The 13,823-nt window shown below is 39.3% G+C and carries 19 protein-coding genes; all 19 read right to left on the bottom strand.

All coding sequences use genetic code 11. The annotated features are described in order from the left end of the window. Window positions 1–201: 201 nt before the first annotated feature. Window positions 202–852 (bottom strand): transposase, encoded by a 651-nt coding sequence (locus ACTNB3_RS02385; RefSeq protein ID WP_441024406.1) that lies wholly within the window; start codon window positions 850–852, stop codon window positions 202–204. Beyond that, window positions 849–1,259: a transposase gene (locus tag ACTNB3_RS02380; protein WP_441024532.1), complete on the bottom strand. Its 411-nt coding sequence runs from the start codon at window positions 1,257–1,259 to the stop codon at window positions 849–851. Before ACTNB3_RS02380 ends, ACTNB3_RS02385 begins: the two co-directional genes overlap by 4 nt. 6 nt (window positions 1,260–1,265) lie before the next feature. Beyond that, on the bottom strand, window positions 1,266–1,901 hold the full coding sequence (locus ACTNB3_RS02375) for a transposase (protein ID WP_441024404.1): 636 nt from the start codon (window positions 1,899–1,901) through the stop codon (window positions 1,266–1,268). Window positions 1,902–2,140: 239 nt separating this feature from the next. Further along, window positions 2,141–2,623, bottom strand: coding sequence for a flavodoxin (locus tag ACTNB3_RS02370; RefSeq protein WP_441024403.1), 483 nt, complete (start codon window positions 2,621–2,623; stop codon window positions 2,141–2,143). A gap of 93 nt (window positions 2,624–2,716) precedes the next feature. Further along, window positions 2,717–2,848 carry a hypothetical protein gene (locus ACTNB3_RS02365; protein ID WP_441024402.1) on the bottom strand — a complete coding sequence of 44 codons (132 nt, stop codon included), beginning with the start codon at window positions 2,846–2,848 and terminating at the stop codon, window positions 2,717–2,719. A gap of 19 nt (window positions 2,849–2,867) precedes the next feature. Beyond that, on the bottom strand, window positions 2,868–3,587 hold the full coding sequence (locus ACTNB3_RS02360; protein ID WP_441024401.1) for a sigma-70 family RNA polymerase sigma factor: 720 nt from the start codon (window positions 3,585–3,587) through the stop codon (window positions 2,868–2,870). Window positions 3,588–3,604: 17 nt separating this feature from the next. After that, window positions 3,605–4,006 (bottom strand): hypothetical protein, encoded by a 402-nt coding sequence (locus tag ACTNB3_RS02355; RefSeq protein ID WP_441024400.1) that lies wholly within the window; start codon window positions 4,004–4,006, stop codon window positions 3,605–3,607. 202 nt (window positions 4,007–4,208) lie between these two features. Then, window positions 4,209–4,475: a DUF1292 domain-containing protein gene (locus ACTNB3_RS02350; RefSeq protein ID WP_441024399.1), complete on the bottom strand. Its 267-nt coding sequence runs from the start codon at window positions 4,473–4,475 to the stop codon at window positions 4,209–4,211. 37 nt (window positions 4,476–4,512) lie between these two features. Further along, a complete protein-coding gene (locus ACTNB3_RS02345; protein WP_441024398.1) occupies window positions 4,513–4,917 on the bottom strand; it encodes a hypothetical protein in 405 nt (134 codons plus the stop codon). Beyond that, window positions 4,884–5,174 carry a hypothetical protein gene (locus ACTNB3_RS02340; RefSeq protein WP_441024397.1) on the bottom strand — a complete coding sequence of 97 codons (291 nt, stop codon included), beginning with the start codon at window positions 5,172–5,174 and terminating at the stop codon, window positions 4,884–4,886. The genes ACTNB3_RS02345 and ACTNB3_RS02340 overlap by 34 nt, the downstream gene beginning before the upstream one ends. 857 nt (window positions 5,175–6,031) lie before the next feature. Beyond that, the gene (locus ACTNB3_RS02335; protein ID WP_441024396.1) at window positions 6,032–6,247 is read right to left on the bottom strand and encodes a hypothetical protein; all 216 of its coding nucleotides are present in this window, start codon (window positions 6,245–6,247) and stop codon (window positions 6,032–6,034) included. Window positions 6,248–6,287: 40 nt separating this feature from the next. Next, the gene (locus ACTNB3_RS02330) at window positions 6,288–6,902 is read right to left on the bottom strand and encodes a guanylate kinase (RefSeq protein ID WP_441024394.1); all 615 of its coding nucleotides are present in this window, start codon (window positions 6,900–6,902) and stop codon (window positions 6,288–6,290) included. 15 nt (window positions 6,903–6,917) lie between these two features. After that, window positions 6,918–8,771 carry a hypothetical protein gene (locus tag ACTNB3_RS02325; protein WP_441024393.1) on the bottom strand — a complete coding sequence of 618 codons (1,854 nt, stop codon included), beginning with the start codon at window positions 8,769–8,771 and terminating at the stop codon, window positions 6,918–6,920. Between the two features lie 49 nt (window positions 8,772–8,820). Then, on the bottom strand, window positions 8,821–8,994 hold the full coding sequence (locus tag ACTNB3_RS02320; RefSeq protein ID WP_441024392.1) for a hypothetical protein: 174 nt from the start codon (window positions 8,992–8,994) through the stop codon (window positions 8,821–8,823). A 17-nt stretch (window positions 8,995–9,011) separates the two neighbouring features. After that, complete coding sequence (locus ACTNB3_RS02315) at window positions 9,012–9,188, bottom strand: hypothetical protein (RefSeq protein ID WP_441024390.1); 177 nt, start codon at window positions 9,186–9,188, stop codon at window positions 9,012–9,014. 117 nt (window positions 9,189–9,305) lie between these two features. Then, window positions 9,306–9,902: a hypothetical protein gene (locus ACTNB3_RS02310; RefSeq protein ID WP_441024388.1), complete on the bottom strand. Its 597-nt coding sequence runs from the start codon at window positions 9,900–9,902 to the stop codon at window positions 9,306–9,308. Between the two features lie 30 nt (window positions 9,903–9,932). Continuing rightward, window positions 9,933–10,316 carry a hypothetical protein gene (locus ACTNB3_RS02305; RefSeq protein ID WP_441024387.1) on the bottom strand — a complete coding sequence of 128 codons (384 nt, stop codon included), beginning with the start codon at window positions 10,314–10,316 and terminating at the stop codon, window positions 9,933–9,935. Continuing rightward, window positions 10,313–11,329, bottom strand: coding sequence for a hypothetical protein (locus ACTNB3_RS02300; protein ID WP_441024386.1), 1,017 nt, complete (start codon window positions 11,327–11,329; stop codon window positions 10,313–10,315). The genes ACTNB3_RS02305 and ACTNB3_RS02300 overlap by 4 nt, the downstream gene beginning before the upstream one ends. Continuing rightward, on the bottom strand, window positions 11,322–13,823 hold the full coding sequence (locus tag ACTNB3_RS02295) for an ATP-binding protein (RefSeq protein ID WP_441024385.1): 2,502 nt from the start codon (window positions 13,821–13,823) through the stop codon (window positions 11,322–11,324). The genes ACTNB3_RS02300 and ACTNB3_RS02295 overlap by 8 nt, the downstream gene beginning before the upstream one ends.

Here is a 13,823-nt window from a genome sequence, read left to right as displayed (position 1 = left end):
GTTAATCATCCGGTGTATGTAATAAATCGAACATTTTTGTGTTTTCCCGATAAAATCGAAAAATTTCTTACAATAAAACAAAACAAGCCTCCCCCTCCCACAGACCGTCCGAAAACTTGATTATTAGGCATAAATTTAGTCCCTTTCTTTCATCTGTGACATTGAAAACTGAATAAAATACACATTTTGAAAGAAAAAGGTTTATGCCTGTTCCATCAGTTCCATCATTTTTTGAAATCCAAGGAGATTTTTAGCTCGTTCTAGGTTATACCCTAGACAAAAGAGCGCAAACTCCCCAGCCACTTTTTGTATTCCTTTCAGCAAGAAATAAGTGGCTCCCATTGCACGTTTTATAGTCCCAAACGGATGCTCTGACAAACTCATCCTCTGGCTCATTTTCTCCCGGTCTGGTTTAAGAAAGAATTTTACAATCTTTACTTTCTCATAATGCCATTTTTCTTTAACTTTCGTTTTTTCCAGTTCTTTTCCTTCTGTTTTTAACCAGTCCTTACACGGCTTCTGCAACTGATCTTTTGTAAAATCTATCTCTTTCCATTCATTTTTTCCTTTATAACACTTATTACGATTTTTACAGTGTCTACAGGCATTTTTATTTGCATACCGGATATTTCCATTTTTCTTAACACATTTCTGCCTGAGCATTTCTCCTGCAGGACAGTATACAAGATTCCTCTCAGAATCTCTGACAAAATACCCTTCCTTTGCTTTTTCCTGCATCTCCTCTGGTGTTCCGTAAATCGAAGTAACCTCTGCCTTTTCATCTACAACTTTTCGGTGTACTTCCTCTACTTTTATATCCTGTATAACTTCTTTATATGCTTCCGGAATCATTCCTGAATGCAATGCTTTTTTAAGTCTTCCGGTTCTGCACTGGTTGTATCTACTTCAGAGTCTTCGTAGGGTATTTCTATTTCATAGCCATCTTTTCCATCACCCGTTATCACGTGGGGAATAATTCCATTCTCCAGACATCTGACCATATCATCTGTATCTTCGTAGCCTTTATCTGCAACAACTTCTACAATAGTTTCCGGTTCCGCTGCTTTGATTCCCTTCATCGTACTTTCTAGAAGCCCATGATCTGTTACCTGATTTGTCATCTGGAAATCACGGATCAGATGTGTTTTTGAATCCACTACTGTCTGCGGATTATATGCTACACCAAACCCATTTTTATTTTTCATAAGCTTCGCATCTGCATCGGTAATAGAAAGCTGTGATACTCCTGTTTCTTCCATCAATTTCTAGTAGCCTTCATATCTTGCAAGACGTTCCTGGGCCTCTTTGAGTTTAGCTTCAATGATTTCCCGTGTTAACTTTTCCGGATTGTCCTCCTGTTCTTCATCTTCATCCATCTCATTCAGTATTCGAAGATATTCATCTGTATGACCATTCAGCCACTTGATCCGGTCATCCAGTTTATTTTTTGTAAAGTTATTATCTTTCGAGTTGTTGGCCTGAATTTTACTTCCATCAACAGAACAAAATCCCCATTCTACCGCACCAGAAAGCCGGTGGTTAAATTCATGGAAAATTTCTTTCAGACTGTCTATGTTGCTTCTCCTGAAATCTGAGATTGTACGAAAATCAGGTTCTACACATCCAAGCATCCACTTTACTTCCAGATTCACTTTGTAGCTTTCTGCCAGTTTGCGTGAAGAACGAATTCCTTTTCTGCTTCCATAAATATACAGTTTATACAGACTTTTCGGATCATATGCCGGACGTCCTTCAACAGATACAGGTTTTACACCATATCTGCTTATATCAAGACTGTTTACAAACGCATCTATTATCCCTGCAATACTCTCTTTATCTACAAACTCATCCCATGAACAGCACATCAACTGATCACGGTCAAAACCAGAAATATATGGCATACCAGAACACCTCAAACCCCTTTTTTTACTGACTCCATTATACTATATTTAGGCAATGACTGCATGATTTCTGTGTACTTTATTCAGTTTTCAATGTGCAATTTAATCTATATTGAACACTCATAAATGAGTGCATCAACCATTTTACATCAGGTTAGATTGTTCGAGTTTTCGGACAGTCTCCCCAAGTAGGGAGGGAAGGCTCTCGTAAGAATCCTCGACTTACTGTCTGATATGAACTATAAGTTCAGACTTTTTATCCATACTGCCATGTCATCCTTACCATGCTTTCCATTAAGCATTTTCCCTTCCATCAGATGTGCAGTACCTCGAACACTATCTTCCAATGCTTCCAGCGTCCTTCCGAAATCACTGCCACCGGAAGTAGCAAAAAGTACAATGGTCTTTCCACTAAAATCATATGCCTCCAGGAAGGAATTAATAATGTGTGGTGCCACATACCACCAAATCGGGAAACCAACAAAAATTACGTCTGCATCTGCCACAGGTGCATTACAATCTGCCATTGCCGGTCTTGATGCCTTATCCTGCATCTCAATCGTGCTACGTGATTTCTTATCCATCCAGTTTAGGTCCGCAGTAGTGTATGGAATCTGCGGTTTAATCTCATATAGGTCGGCATTTGCCGCCTCTGCTAAAGTCTTAGCAACTCTGCCGGTTACTCCACTGGCAGAGAAATATGCAACGAGTTTCTTGCTCATTTGCACGTCCTCCTCCTAGTCTCGTTCAACCACAGCTACAATATCGTGACTTTCCATGTGAACATATTCCACGTCATAATCTCCCTGAATATATTAGCTCAAACTATCAAGAATCTTCTGATCCGAACAATTTGCAATATCTATTTCTTCATATTGTAACCATGGACAATTTGAATGGATTGCCTTCTTTACATATTCATCATCGAAAACTATCTTTATGCTCATATGCGCATCCTCCTAATCTTTATTCATTCAAAAAATCCGCAAGCGACTTTCTCCTTCTTATATGCGATACACATCTCCGTATTGCCATACTTTCTATCTGTCTTGCTCGTTCTCTGCTAATTCCAAATTTATCTGCCGTTTCCTGAAGCGTTTTGGGAACTCCATCCACCAACCCAAATCTGAATGCAAGCAGTTGTCTTTCCCTGTCATTTCTGCAAGCCTGAAGCATTTTCTCAATTCTTTCAGCTTGATCTTTATCAGAAATTGAAACACTTATTTTTTCAATCAACTCATCTATAGTTTCTACTTTAGGCTCATTCTGTTTTTTATCATCTAGATGTTCTTCTGGACACTTATCCTGTGATGCGATGAATTTGGTCACTTCATTCCTTACCATCCAGTCAACATAATGAGCTGTATTATATTCAAGATTGTCAACATACAGCGAGTTCACAACTTTCTCCCGAAGTTTTTCTACACAACCCATCAATATGTCTCGACTATATCCAATTCGTGGTTCATATTTTTTCATAGTCCCTACAATCATCGGAACATATGCATTTAAAAAGCACTCTAAAGAAGTTTTATCTCCCTCCTTTGCTGCTCTACCTAAGGATTCACGTTCCGATCGAGTACATGAAAGTGCAGATACCATATGAATCAGTTTTTCACCATCAAGTTTGTCTGGAATAACATCGATATTCGAAACAAAAGATTCCCAGCTTTTGTAATAATTCATAATTGACCTCCTAGAAATTATCTTGCACAGATACTATTCACAAATACGATGTAACAGCCAAAATCACCAATCGTCTTTCGATAATATCTGTTTTCTTCATCATCTCCAAGTGCATCGCGCCACGCAGCTTTTTTCCCTTGCATCCGAAGATATCTTGCAAGCATATTAAAATGGATAATCACTGAATTATGATGCGACGTTCTTAAAGAATCGGTATCCATTTTCTCTTCCCTTGACAATCTTCCCCATTTAGCACGGATAGCTGCATATCTTGTAGCAATATCAACGAGCTCATCGTATAATTCGATTGCATCAGGGTCGTTACCTATTTCAGATAACAATTCTCCATGCAGCCTCTGCATCTCGCCGAAATCAAGAACATATGGCTCCTTCATGTAACTTTTAAATGTATTCTTCATATGACACATCTCCTCCTCAATGTTGATAATATGAATTTTATTACATACAGTTCTCACATAACCGAAGGGGGAATTTATTCTATTGTAAAGAAGATTCCATGTTCAGAGATTAAAAACTTGCAGTTACTGTAGCCACCGGGTCAATTTTTTAGTTTTTAGTATAGCATAAAATGCCAACATTTTCAATTTCTAATTAATTTTCTCAATCTTCCAGGAATGCAAATTCATCCTTGAATTTTTCTTTGAATATGCCAAACACCTGATTGAGTATGTATTCATCTTCTACTGAGCAATAGCTTTCCATATCTGGATCATCTATAGACTCTATTTTCAGAATAACTACTTCACCGTCTGTATCATCTATCGGAAGAAGAATAACATACTCTTCATTATCGAACTCAATCAGATCAAGAAACTCGAAGTACACATCATGTCCATTTGAGTCCGTAAGCTTAATAGTATTATCCATTTAAAATTCCACCTTTCTCTGTGCAAATGCCGCCTGCTCACCCCAGCATATCCATTACCTCATACAAGGAGATGGTTGGATATATTTCACCGCTTGCAGCTGCCTCTAATGTTTTCTTTTCAATAATCTGTTCCCGTTCAGTTTCTGAACATAGAAAATCTCTGTGAATCCAGTACAAAAGAACTCTTGTATCAACCAGCATGTCCATGTCTTTCAATTCCTTGGAAAAATCAAGATTTACAACCCAATTTGGATCCATATGTTTTTTCAGTATTGTGACAAATCTTTCCGGTACACACGACATCACCTCATCATTGCAGTGTTTTAAGATGTCTAACATCTCTGCAAATGCTTGTCGCATTCCTGGTTTTGGAGTAATAGCAACCGGAATTTCTGCAGCCTTGTTAGCTAATGCCGCATCAAATAATTTCTCTTTAAACAATGATCCACCTCCAGTTCATAGATGTTTTTCCACAGTTCTTCAATCAATACTTCAAACTCGTTTTCTGACAGCCTCCTCTCTGCCAGTGCAAAAATTTCATAGAGTTTATATAAGGGTAAGAGAAGAGAATACTCTCTAATAACCTTCATAAATATCCTCACTTCTGACGATTCTTTCAGATAATCAGATAATAAGATCCAATTTGTTATTGATACCGGAGTTTCTGCATATCCAAGCTCCTCAGCTCCTTTACTCATGACATCAATACCTCAATCATGTCTGTGATCCGGCCTTCGCCGTACATCTTCTGTTTTTCTTCAATATTCAGCCAACAGGAAGACAAGTCTGAGCTTCAGGGAGCTACCCTTAACTTCTTGCCCTGGCAAATGCCCAAGCCTGTAAAGGATTGATTACCTTTAAATTCACCGATCATTCAGAGAGAATATCCATCTTCCGATGATGCCATTCGGCTACTCTTACCAACCGCTTCTGTTATACATGAATTTCTTCATTTCAAGGCAAAGTGCATTATTTGGATTCCCTCCGTCGTATCGGTTTCCAGGCCGATATCCCATAGGGTTATTCCCACACAGTGGGCGTCTATTGCTGCACCCAGAAGGGTCGTGCTATTTAAAGCAAACAGTTCTGCGATATGTGTTGCTGTTGATGATTCCATCTCCTCTCAATTTATCACTAAACTAAGACAGCTTGCCCCCTACAGGTATCCTTGCAGAGACTTACTGAGCCTACCACACACCTCGAAGCGCTGACACGCTTTGTTCATCGAGTTGATCACAGACATGATTCAAATATTGATATAGTTTATGTTTTGATTGATCCTTGATTTAACTTTACCAAACAGGATTCTCAAACTCTTAAGGGGGAAGAGAAAAGAAAGCAATGGCTGTTTAGCTTGGATGATATACATTATCGTTAGGCAGCATCACCTTCTTCCTTCAATTCAGCTTTCATGCAGGCTAATTTCTCCTCAAGTTCCCTTATATGATTTTCAAGCTTTCTGCATTCTTCATCATAATATGCGTTCACCTGCACGAGCATTTCGTATGGAAGTGTACATTGTCATCGTCTACGTCAACAAGATATCTAATATTCTTCATTTTGCTATCGATACAGAGTCCAAACTGAAAATTGCCCTTATTCTCATCAAAAGAATAATTTCATCAAACTTTCTTTCCAATTCGGCCTGTAGGTCAAAAGAATCTGTATCCACGTCCTCATCCGATTCATTTGAAAAGGATTTCGGTGCCCCTTCCTCCACATCAATTTTAAGTCTTATAGTTTCGACAAACTTTTTATGTCTTATATTCATAGCTGCAATTCCTCCTATTGCCTTCAAAAGGAAACAAGTATTATCCTTGATAAAATAAGTCTTCACTAAAACCATCATCCGATACGGGGAGTCCATGAACCAACGCCCACACACGAAGCGCTGTCTTATCTATGTCATCATTGATAAATATATGATCATACTTACTTAAGTGGCTAAGTTCGTTATACGCAATGATCATTCGCCGCGAAATATCGTCTTTGCCGTCTCCTCTATGAAGCAGCCTAGCTTGTAATTTATTTGCATTGGCGCAAATAAATATAGTAATAATATCCACATCTATCAGGCGCTCATCTGACAGGATCTGCTCCATACCATTTCTGTCAATTTCCAGAATGACAGTTTCTCCTTTGCCAAGGGCATCAAGAACCGGCTCTCTTGGAGTTCTGTAACCATTTTCATCATAACAATTATATTCAAGATAATAGCCTTCATTTACTCGTTTTTGAAAATCTGTTATAGAGACAAAGTTATAGTTATCTTCCTTATTTCGCATTGTTCTTGAAGTATCTGACACGGGAAGCCAAATCTTTGATTGATCCTTAAAAACCAACTCATCAATTTCCATAAGCCGATGTATCACACTGCCTTTTCCAACGCCTGAGAAACCACTAATAATAACAATTTTTTTCTTCATTGTATTTCTTCCTTCTTACCACTTTTTCTCAATAATTTTTTCCAATCCATTTTCTTCATAACAATGAAAGACGATATCATCTCCAACCCACACAGACTCTTCATGAAAGATTACTTCATAATCTATAGACTTATATTGAGCTGGAATGACAACATCTCCGGTGCAATCAACAACACCGATCATGCCCTCACTATTAATCACGGTTGCAAACAATCCATAGTACACTTCTGAGATTTCACAAAACTCGTCGAACTCTTTAACAATTTTGATTTGCTCTGCAGTATCAAGATCCAACTCTAACAAACAAGCCTTACCACCAATTATCGCACTACCATATACGGTAACAAGTGGCAATGGTTGAATTGAATCTGCGCCTTCAAGCACGAGATCACCATGCCTATCAATTATCCCCCAGGTTTTGTCTTCTAGCTGAACTCTGGCAAAAAGGCCTTGATGTTCATATTCGAATCCATCTAGATAATCATCAGATATTCTTTCAAAGGAAGAATTAATATAATACACGCCTCCGGACTTTTCTCTAACCCGAGCCTTTCCATCAGACATTTCCGATGCTTCAACGAACAACGCTGAAGTCAATTCTTTCCCATCGGGTGCCAAGTATCCTAACATACCATTTGCATCCTCATACCGGCAGGTTTCATCCCAGCACCATTTCAAATCGTCAGCATATACTTTACGATATGGACCAGCAATATTGTTACCGTCTGGATCCAGTAAAAATTCTCCTTCCGGTGAAACTTCCACTGAATACTGTTTCAAATAAGATCCAATAACCATCCCATCCTTTTGTTCCGAATCGCCATTTAGATACTCATCTATTCTTGAATAATAATCCTCAACAGCATCCTCTGCATATGTACGCGCATCCTTCTCACACTGCTGCGAATAATATGAACAGAAGTCTTCATACCCATCCACATAAGCACCAAACTCATCAACATAATGAACAGTATTCTTATAAACACGAAGTTTCTGAACGTCTTCAGAGGCTTCATTATAAGCGTCAACTAACCTATGCTGATAACTATGGTAGGCCTCATGGCAACACGAGTTCAGAACCTCATCCACGGGATCGTTTTCCAAGTGTTCAAGATTGAGATAGATTGTATGGGAGGCATCTGAATAACAGGCAAGTGTATATTCCGGTAAATTGGAAGCACCTACATTCAACTCGTTAGAGATCCCTAGATAATGTGCCTCGATATTTGCCACACACTGAAGTACGTTGAGTTTTTCGTTTGTACTAAGTGAGCACCATTCTTCTGCCTGTAATTTTAAAACCATATCAATATTATTGGAAATTGTTTGTTCTTCTGTTCCAATTCCAATATTAGCTTCGACACTAGACTTAAAGAGAGTCATCCCAAAGGCGCCTTGTAACAGAAGAGGCACCACAATCACCGCCATCGCAATAGAGAAAATGGTTCCCGTTGTACATGCCCATCTTTGAATTCTTTTCACAATAACGCGTTTTAAGCTTTTTCTACGATTAATTCTGCGTGTCATCACAAGAATTCCCAACAGGAAAGATATTACTGTCGAAATCACAAGCACGATTATGATTCTGTTCTGAAGCGTTTTCCAATATGCTCCAATAGTATAGAGACCATAAGGAAACAGTAATGATACTAAAACACTCCAGCCAGTCCTTTTCTTTCTAAAGAAATATCCAGAACAGACTACTATCGAAGCAAGTAGCATACTCCAAAGAACATACCTGGATGTTTCATATGTCAGATTTGGAAGACAGCGAAAAAGAATATTTTTATACCAAATCATGCTTATCAAGCCCCAAAATACGCTTTCCGCAATATATTCAATTGGTCCCATAGTACTTCTGTCTTTCATGTACCCCACTCCTTCTTTACAGTATTTCTTGCCCTTTCTCTCGGCAGTTCTAATATTCCATCATCTTTCTTAATTCCTGCTTCTGGCGCTTGCGGTTATATGTTTTCTTCATTTCAAAAACCATGGTCGGCTTTATCCATACGCCGCCCTTATCAAGGACACTATGACGTTCCACTCCCTGGCCATTTTTAATGTCCTGCAGAAATTTGTTCTTTATCTTCATATTTCAAGACCTCCTCTTTACTTAAAAATTGATCGAATCATCAAGCCAATGCCAATGAGTACAATTACTACTGGCATAAATGCATTCATAATTTCCCAGATGGCTTCACTAATAGATGCCGTATTATTTCCAACAACCACCAGTAACACCCATAAAACCACTAGTAGAATAGCCATTTTCCTGATTGCACGCATACATTTCCTCCTTATAAAAAATTCCCTCTTCACTTGATCTAAGGATAACAACTCCTATTTAGACCAAATGAAGGGGGGAATCTAAACTTCCATATCTGACAGAATCTGTATCTGTCATTACTCACATATACATACTAATTTTAATGCTTCTTCTAGATCTACTCGCTGTGCACCAGCGGCCTTTAAATTGCGAATCACATCAAGAACAGATTCCTTGTTCTGATTCGTAACTTTACCAAGCAGATCTATATAATACTCGAGCAGTGCTCCTGATAGGCCAGCCTTTACGATATTAAGATAGTAAGTATCTTGAATATCGTTGTGACAATAATCCAGCATGCAGAATATACAGAACATCACACTCATATCTTTTTCCATGTTAATGAATCGCCGGATCACCTTTAATAGGTAATTATCAAAATCATATATTTTGCAGCGATTCGTAAGGCAATACTCTATGCTCACACACACCAGCCGAGACAATTGCTGTTTTCTTTTACTGTCCAGATATTCCATTAATTCTAATAGTATCTGGCAGTCAGAAACATGTTGTTTTGCTTCCATCTTGTTCCAAAACTGTGATGCCAGAAGATGCTTGTTAATTGACATGTATCGATCAAAAATATCTCGAATACAGCGTGTAGCTTGTGTTTTGTTCGCTTGATCGATGCTTTTAATTCTATCCAGATACTCTAATTTGATTCTTCCATCCATTACACACAAACCACCTCCTCATAACATCACTCATGAATACTTGCCCAAGATAGATTTAACCTCTACTGCAGGAATATACTTGTTATAAAGACCTGCAGCATTCAGCTTTTCCATCAGAGTATATAATTCGGTCACACGCTCTGGTGCCACAGTTCCGTCCCAGGCTTGTTCTATTGCAATTTGATTCACCTTACTGATTATGGGATACTCGACAAAATAACCTTTTAAATCAGCTGGAGCAATCAATGCCAGATGTCGGTCTACATATTTACGAAAGTATTCCCGTTTTTCTTCTGAATCAATTCCGTTCTCTTCTAAGTAAAGACCGATACCGGTTTCAACTGCTGCCTGTTCAGCCGCCGAGGCGATGATTTGTCCCTTTGATTCCATATAATTTAAGATATACTCAATCATGCTGCATTACCTCCATTATTCATTTCATCAAGCTTTGCCAGGATTGCCTGGGCCTCTTTCATTCCCTGAACCCTTTCTGCATAGTCTTTGGAAATTGTTTTATCCATGCTACTCTGAAATTGTTCAAAGGTGCCTTTTCCACCCATTGCGTCCATCTTTTCCTGTAATGCCATAGTTTTACCACCATAATATGCATCACCCAAAGCGTCTTTTCCCATGGTTTCCTGAAGTTGTTTGCAAACCTCTGTTGCATGAGAATAAACACCCTCTCGTTCTGCAGCTTCACCTTTCTCTTTGCTCAGAGCAGAAAGCTGCTCATTTGTATACATTGTGGTCATTCCTTCATTCAAACCTCTACCCTTAGTCTCAAATCCGGAATTCTCACCAGTAGTATTATTGTGAAACCAACTTGTGTGTCTCATTCCAACAGTCTGGTACACCATATGGCCACCTTTATCCGGCATAGGAACGATTATTTCTCTGTTCTTGCTGGCAAAATGATTTGTCTCATGTTTGGTAGTTCGTTCCATCTGGTCCTTACTCAAAGCAGAAACTTCTATCCTGCTTTTCCCATTCATCGTACTAAAAGCTCCCGAACGTCCGGAGTTTGGATTATGTTCTATCGCTTTAATGCTATTTACACCGTTTTCAATTCTTCCACGATCAGCCTCACTGATGTATTTCCCATTCATGTCTAGGATCTGAGCAATCGACTGGTTGTGGAAATGTTCTACTGATATCTGGGCCTGTTCCAATGTTGTCGGAGTCTCGAGTATCTGATTCATACCATGCGAGGTCTGCTCAGGATTAATCGCAATCTCATTTCCACTGGTTTCTTTAGCTGAACCAATTTCGACAGCTCCATTGGTTTCACTCGAAGTGCCTACCTCATTAGTGCCATTCATTTCAGTTGCACCACCAGTTTCTACCGAAGAACCAACTTCCGCAGAATTATCCATTTCAGTGCCGCTACTAGTGCCTTCATTAGAACCGCCACCACTAATCTCACTCATTATTTGCTCCTCCTTTCAGATACTGATTATAAGAATTCAGAATTACTCTTGACTCTTGATATGATATAGTCCCATATTTCTGCAATAGAACTCCAAGCAAACAGCATTTTGTAACAGCTGCAGCGCTAACATTTAAGTCCCGTAACATACAATCAATATTTCGAGACAATACCGCAGTATTATATGGATTTGCCTGAATCTTGGAAATATGATATCGAACTCGACCTTCGTCCATTGACTGAATCATTGTTAACACTGATGCTTTTCTGCAGCGAAATCTTCCAGCGCAGATATGACATGCCGGATTCAGTTTTTCTCCTTTATTCAACGACTTAACTTTCACATGCTGCACACCAGGAATTCCACGGATACCAATCAAACAAATACCCTTATCAAATTCCATGATTCTCTCAGCCTGTGTGCCGCTTAGTCCCAGAGAAGAAGCCATCAGGTCCAGATCTGTCTTTGCCGCCGTAAGCGCATGTACCACTTTAACACTGGTATTTGCAATCACAGCATCCGACATAATACCCGGTCTTTGATCACAAAGAATCATTCCAGTTCCGGATGCGCTGATTTCTGCCAGCATCTTTTCAAAATAATCATTACTTCTTGCACGGCTACTGTCCTCTGAAAGTGTTTTTCTAAACACGTTATGTGCCTCTTCAACAACAATGACCCGTTTAAGAGTATTGCTGTCCGGGAGACGGGAAATATAGCAATGCAGCTTAAAGAGCAGAATGTTCATCAAAAACTCTGTTCCTGTATCAGAGAAATCTGCGAGTTCTATAACAGTTGGATTTTCGAGAAGTTCCTTTGCGGTAATGCCAAATGGTCTAGAAAAACTTCTACCGAGTGCACCTGTATACATATTCTCAGTTCGCAGAGTCAGAGCACCTTCAAGATTCTGCTTTACTTCTGCCCCATAACGGGCATGTGATTTGATATATTCTGGAATATTATTATAGGCGTCCTTGAATGTCGGAAACGGCTTTCTCTCATCCTCATATGCCATCATTCCATAGTACCATCCTGCTTTTTCATATGTCTGTTTCAGCAAACCTTCCAGTGCTTCGGGAATCGGATGTTCACCAGCTGTGGAAGCAGTTATCGCTCTCACAACGGCATCCACATGGTTTTCAATAAGAGTACCAGTTTCAACCTGAAGTGGATTGATAAACAGCTGAAGACCATCAGTCCCCGGTGTTAATACTTGCAGTTCAGGAATTTCGGAAAGTAATCCAATATATTCCTTCTTAGCCCCCTCAATCACCAGGGATGGAATTCCCAGATTATAAAGGCCTTTAACAATCTCCTTAACCGTAGTAGTTTTGCCAGATCTTGTTGCCCCAGCAATCAGCATATGAGAATATAATGCAGATAACGGAATTACAGCAGGCACCGAAGAGTTAACAAAGGATCCAATGGTAATACCTGATTCTCTGATAGGTCTAATCTCAGGAAACACCTTAAGTGTATTCTCAGTCACATTATTGTTTCTAACATAAAAGCCGGTATAAGAATTAATAGGCATTGAGCAGAACTTTTCAAGGCTCTGTACAGTCTGCCAAGAAACCAGATCTGCGTACCCATGATATACTTGATTTAAAATATTAACCCTCGGAATCGCCAAACAGGCTCTGGATCCTCCGACATTTCCATGTACATCCAGAATCCGTACTGGTTCGAATCCTTCCTGATTTTCCGAATCATAATGCATACAGGACCGCAATACTGCTCCTAAGCGATAATAGGTGTCCCTGTCAGATGCACCAAAGCGCACGCAACTTCTTGCAAACCCTCGTCCAACATTGTTACTTAAAAACGTATTTTCGTCTTTTAGAAGGGAAATAGCACGCACAATCTCTGGAATTGGGATCTCTTCTGTTCGTCTTGTCGCATTTCCATATACCCTCTGGAAGGATTTAAACTGTTCTAAGCGTCCAATCAACACCTCGTTCTCTCTAATCTTCTCCCACACTTCGTCATCATTGACTGGAATAACAACGCATGCAATGTAACATGCTCCTCCTCTCATGCCAGCAAAAGTATCAGCAAAACTGTCTGCTGAAATAGTCCCTGACAGAATACCATTATATGCATACGTAGCACCTTCCCATGTTGCATTATGTACAATGCACTCCGGAATGATTGAAGAAAAGATGGATCCTAAATCTGTATTACTACCCGTTCCATAGAATACTCTGACTTCGTCTCTGACATGATCCATTACAAATGCAGAGCAGTTTGAATGTGCGCCACGAAGCCATCCATACGCTGCTCTACTTACAGCTGCCTTTGTTTCCTGTTCATCTTCCTTAGCCCTGAATCCCTCAATTCGATACCAACGGTGTATTACTGGTACAAAAGTATTATCATGATCAATCACCACATCGTTTGCACCTACTGCAGTAAGATAATTATTCTTTTTCAGCAGGTTTACTATTGCTGCAGTTTTCTGAGCCTGTAAAATCTGTTCTCTATACTGATTCAT

The organism is Bariatricus sp. HCP28S3_D3, from assembly GCF_052065755.1.
GTDB lineage: Bacteria > Bacillota > Clostridia > Lachnospirales > Lachnospiraceae > Allocoprococcus.
Note: the sequence above shows the minus strand (reverse complement) of the source record. Positions and strands in the feature narration are given on the sequence as shown.

Coding starts and splice junctions, on each gene's coding strand:
- ACTNB3_RS02385 (WP_441024406.1), bottom strand. CDS start 852: ATGATTCCGGAAGCATATAAAGAAGTTATACAGGATATAAAAGTAGAG.
- ACTNB3_RS02380 (WP_441024532.1), bottom strand. CDS start 1,259: ATGGAAGAAACAGGAGTATCACAGCTTTCTATTACCGATGCAGATGCG.
- ACTNB3_RS02375 (WP_441024404.1), bottom strand. CDS start 1,901: ATGCCATATATTTCTGGTTTTGACCGTGATCAGTTGATGTGCTGTTCA.
- ACTNB3_RS02370 (WP_441024403.1), bottom strand. CDS start 2,623: ATGAGCAAGAAACTCGTTGCATATTTCTCTGCCAGTGGAGTAACCGGC.
- ACTNB3_RS02365 (WP_441024402.1), bottom strand. CDS start 2,848: ATGAGCATAAAGATAGTTTTCGATGATGAATATGTAAAGAAGGCAATC.
- ACTNB3_RS02360 (WP_441024401.1), bottom strand. CDS start 3,587: ATGAATTATTACAAAAGCTGGGAATCTTTTGTTTCGAATATCGATGTT.
- ACTNB3_RS02355 (WP_441024400.1), bottom strand. CDS start 4,006: ATGAAGAATACATTTAAAAGTTACATGAAGGAGCCATATGTTCTTGAT.
- ACTNB3_RS02350 (WP_441024399.1), bottom strand. CDS start 4,475: ATGGATAATACTATTAAGCTTACGGACTCAAATGGACATGATGTGTAC.
- ACTNB3_RS02340 (WP_441024397.1), bottom strand. CDS start 5,174: ATGAGTAAAGGAGCTGAGGAGCTTGGATATGCAGAAACTCCGGTATCA.
- ACTNB3_RS02335 (WP_441024396.1), bottom strand. CDS start 6,247: ATGAATATAAGACATAAAAAGTTTGTCGAAACTATAAGACTTAAAATT.
- ACTNB3_RS02330 (WP_441024394.1), bottom strand. CDS start 6,902: ATGAAGAAAAAAATTGTTATTATTAGTGGTTTCTCAGGCGTTGGAAAA.
- ACTNB3_RS02325 (WP_441024393.1), bottom strand. CDS start 8,771: ATGAAAGACAGAAGTACTATGGGACCAATTGAATATATTGCGGAAAGC.
- ACTNB3_RS02320 (WP_441024392.1), bottom strand. CDS start 8,994: ATGAAGATAAAGAACAAATTTCTGCAGGACATTAAAAATGGCCAGGGA.
- ACTNB3_RS02315 (WP_441024390.1), bottom strand. CDS start 9,188: ATGCGTGCAATCAGGAAAATGGCTATTCTACTAGTGGTTTTATGGGTG.
- ACTNB3_RS02310 (WP_441024388.1), bottom strand. CDS start 9,902: ATGGATGGAAGAATCAAATTAGAGTATCTGGATAGAATTAAAAGCATC.
- ACTNB3_RS02305 (WP_441024387.1), bottom strand. CDS start 10,316: ATGATTGAGTATATCTTAAATTATATGGAATCAAAGGGACAAATCATC.
- ACTNB3_RS02300 (WP_441024386.1), bottom strand. CDS start 11,329: ATGAGTGAGATTAGTGGTGGCGGTTCTAATGAAGGCACTAGTAGCGGC.
- ACTNB3_RS02295 (WP_441024385.1), bottom strand. CDS start 13,823: ATGAATCAGTATAGAGAACAGATTTTACAGGCTCAGAAAACTGCAGCA.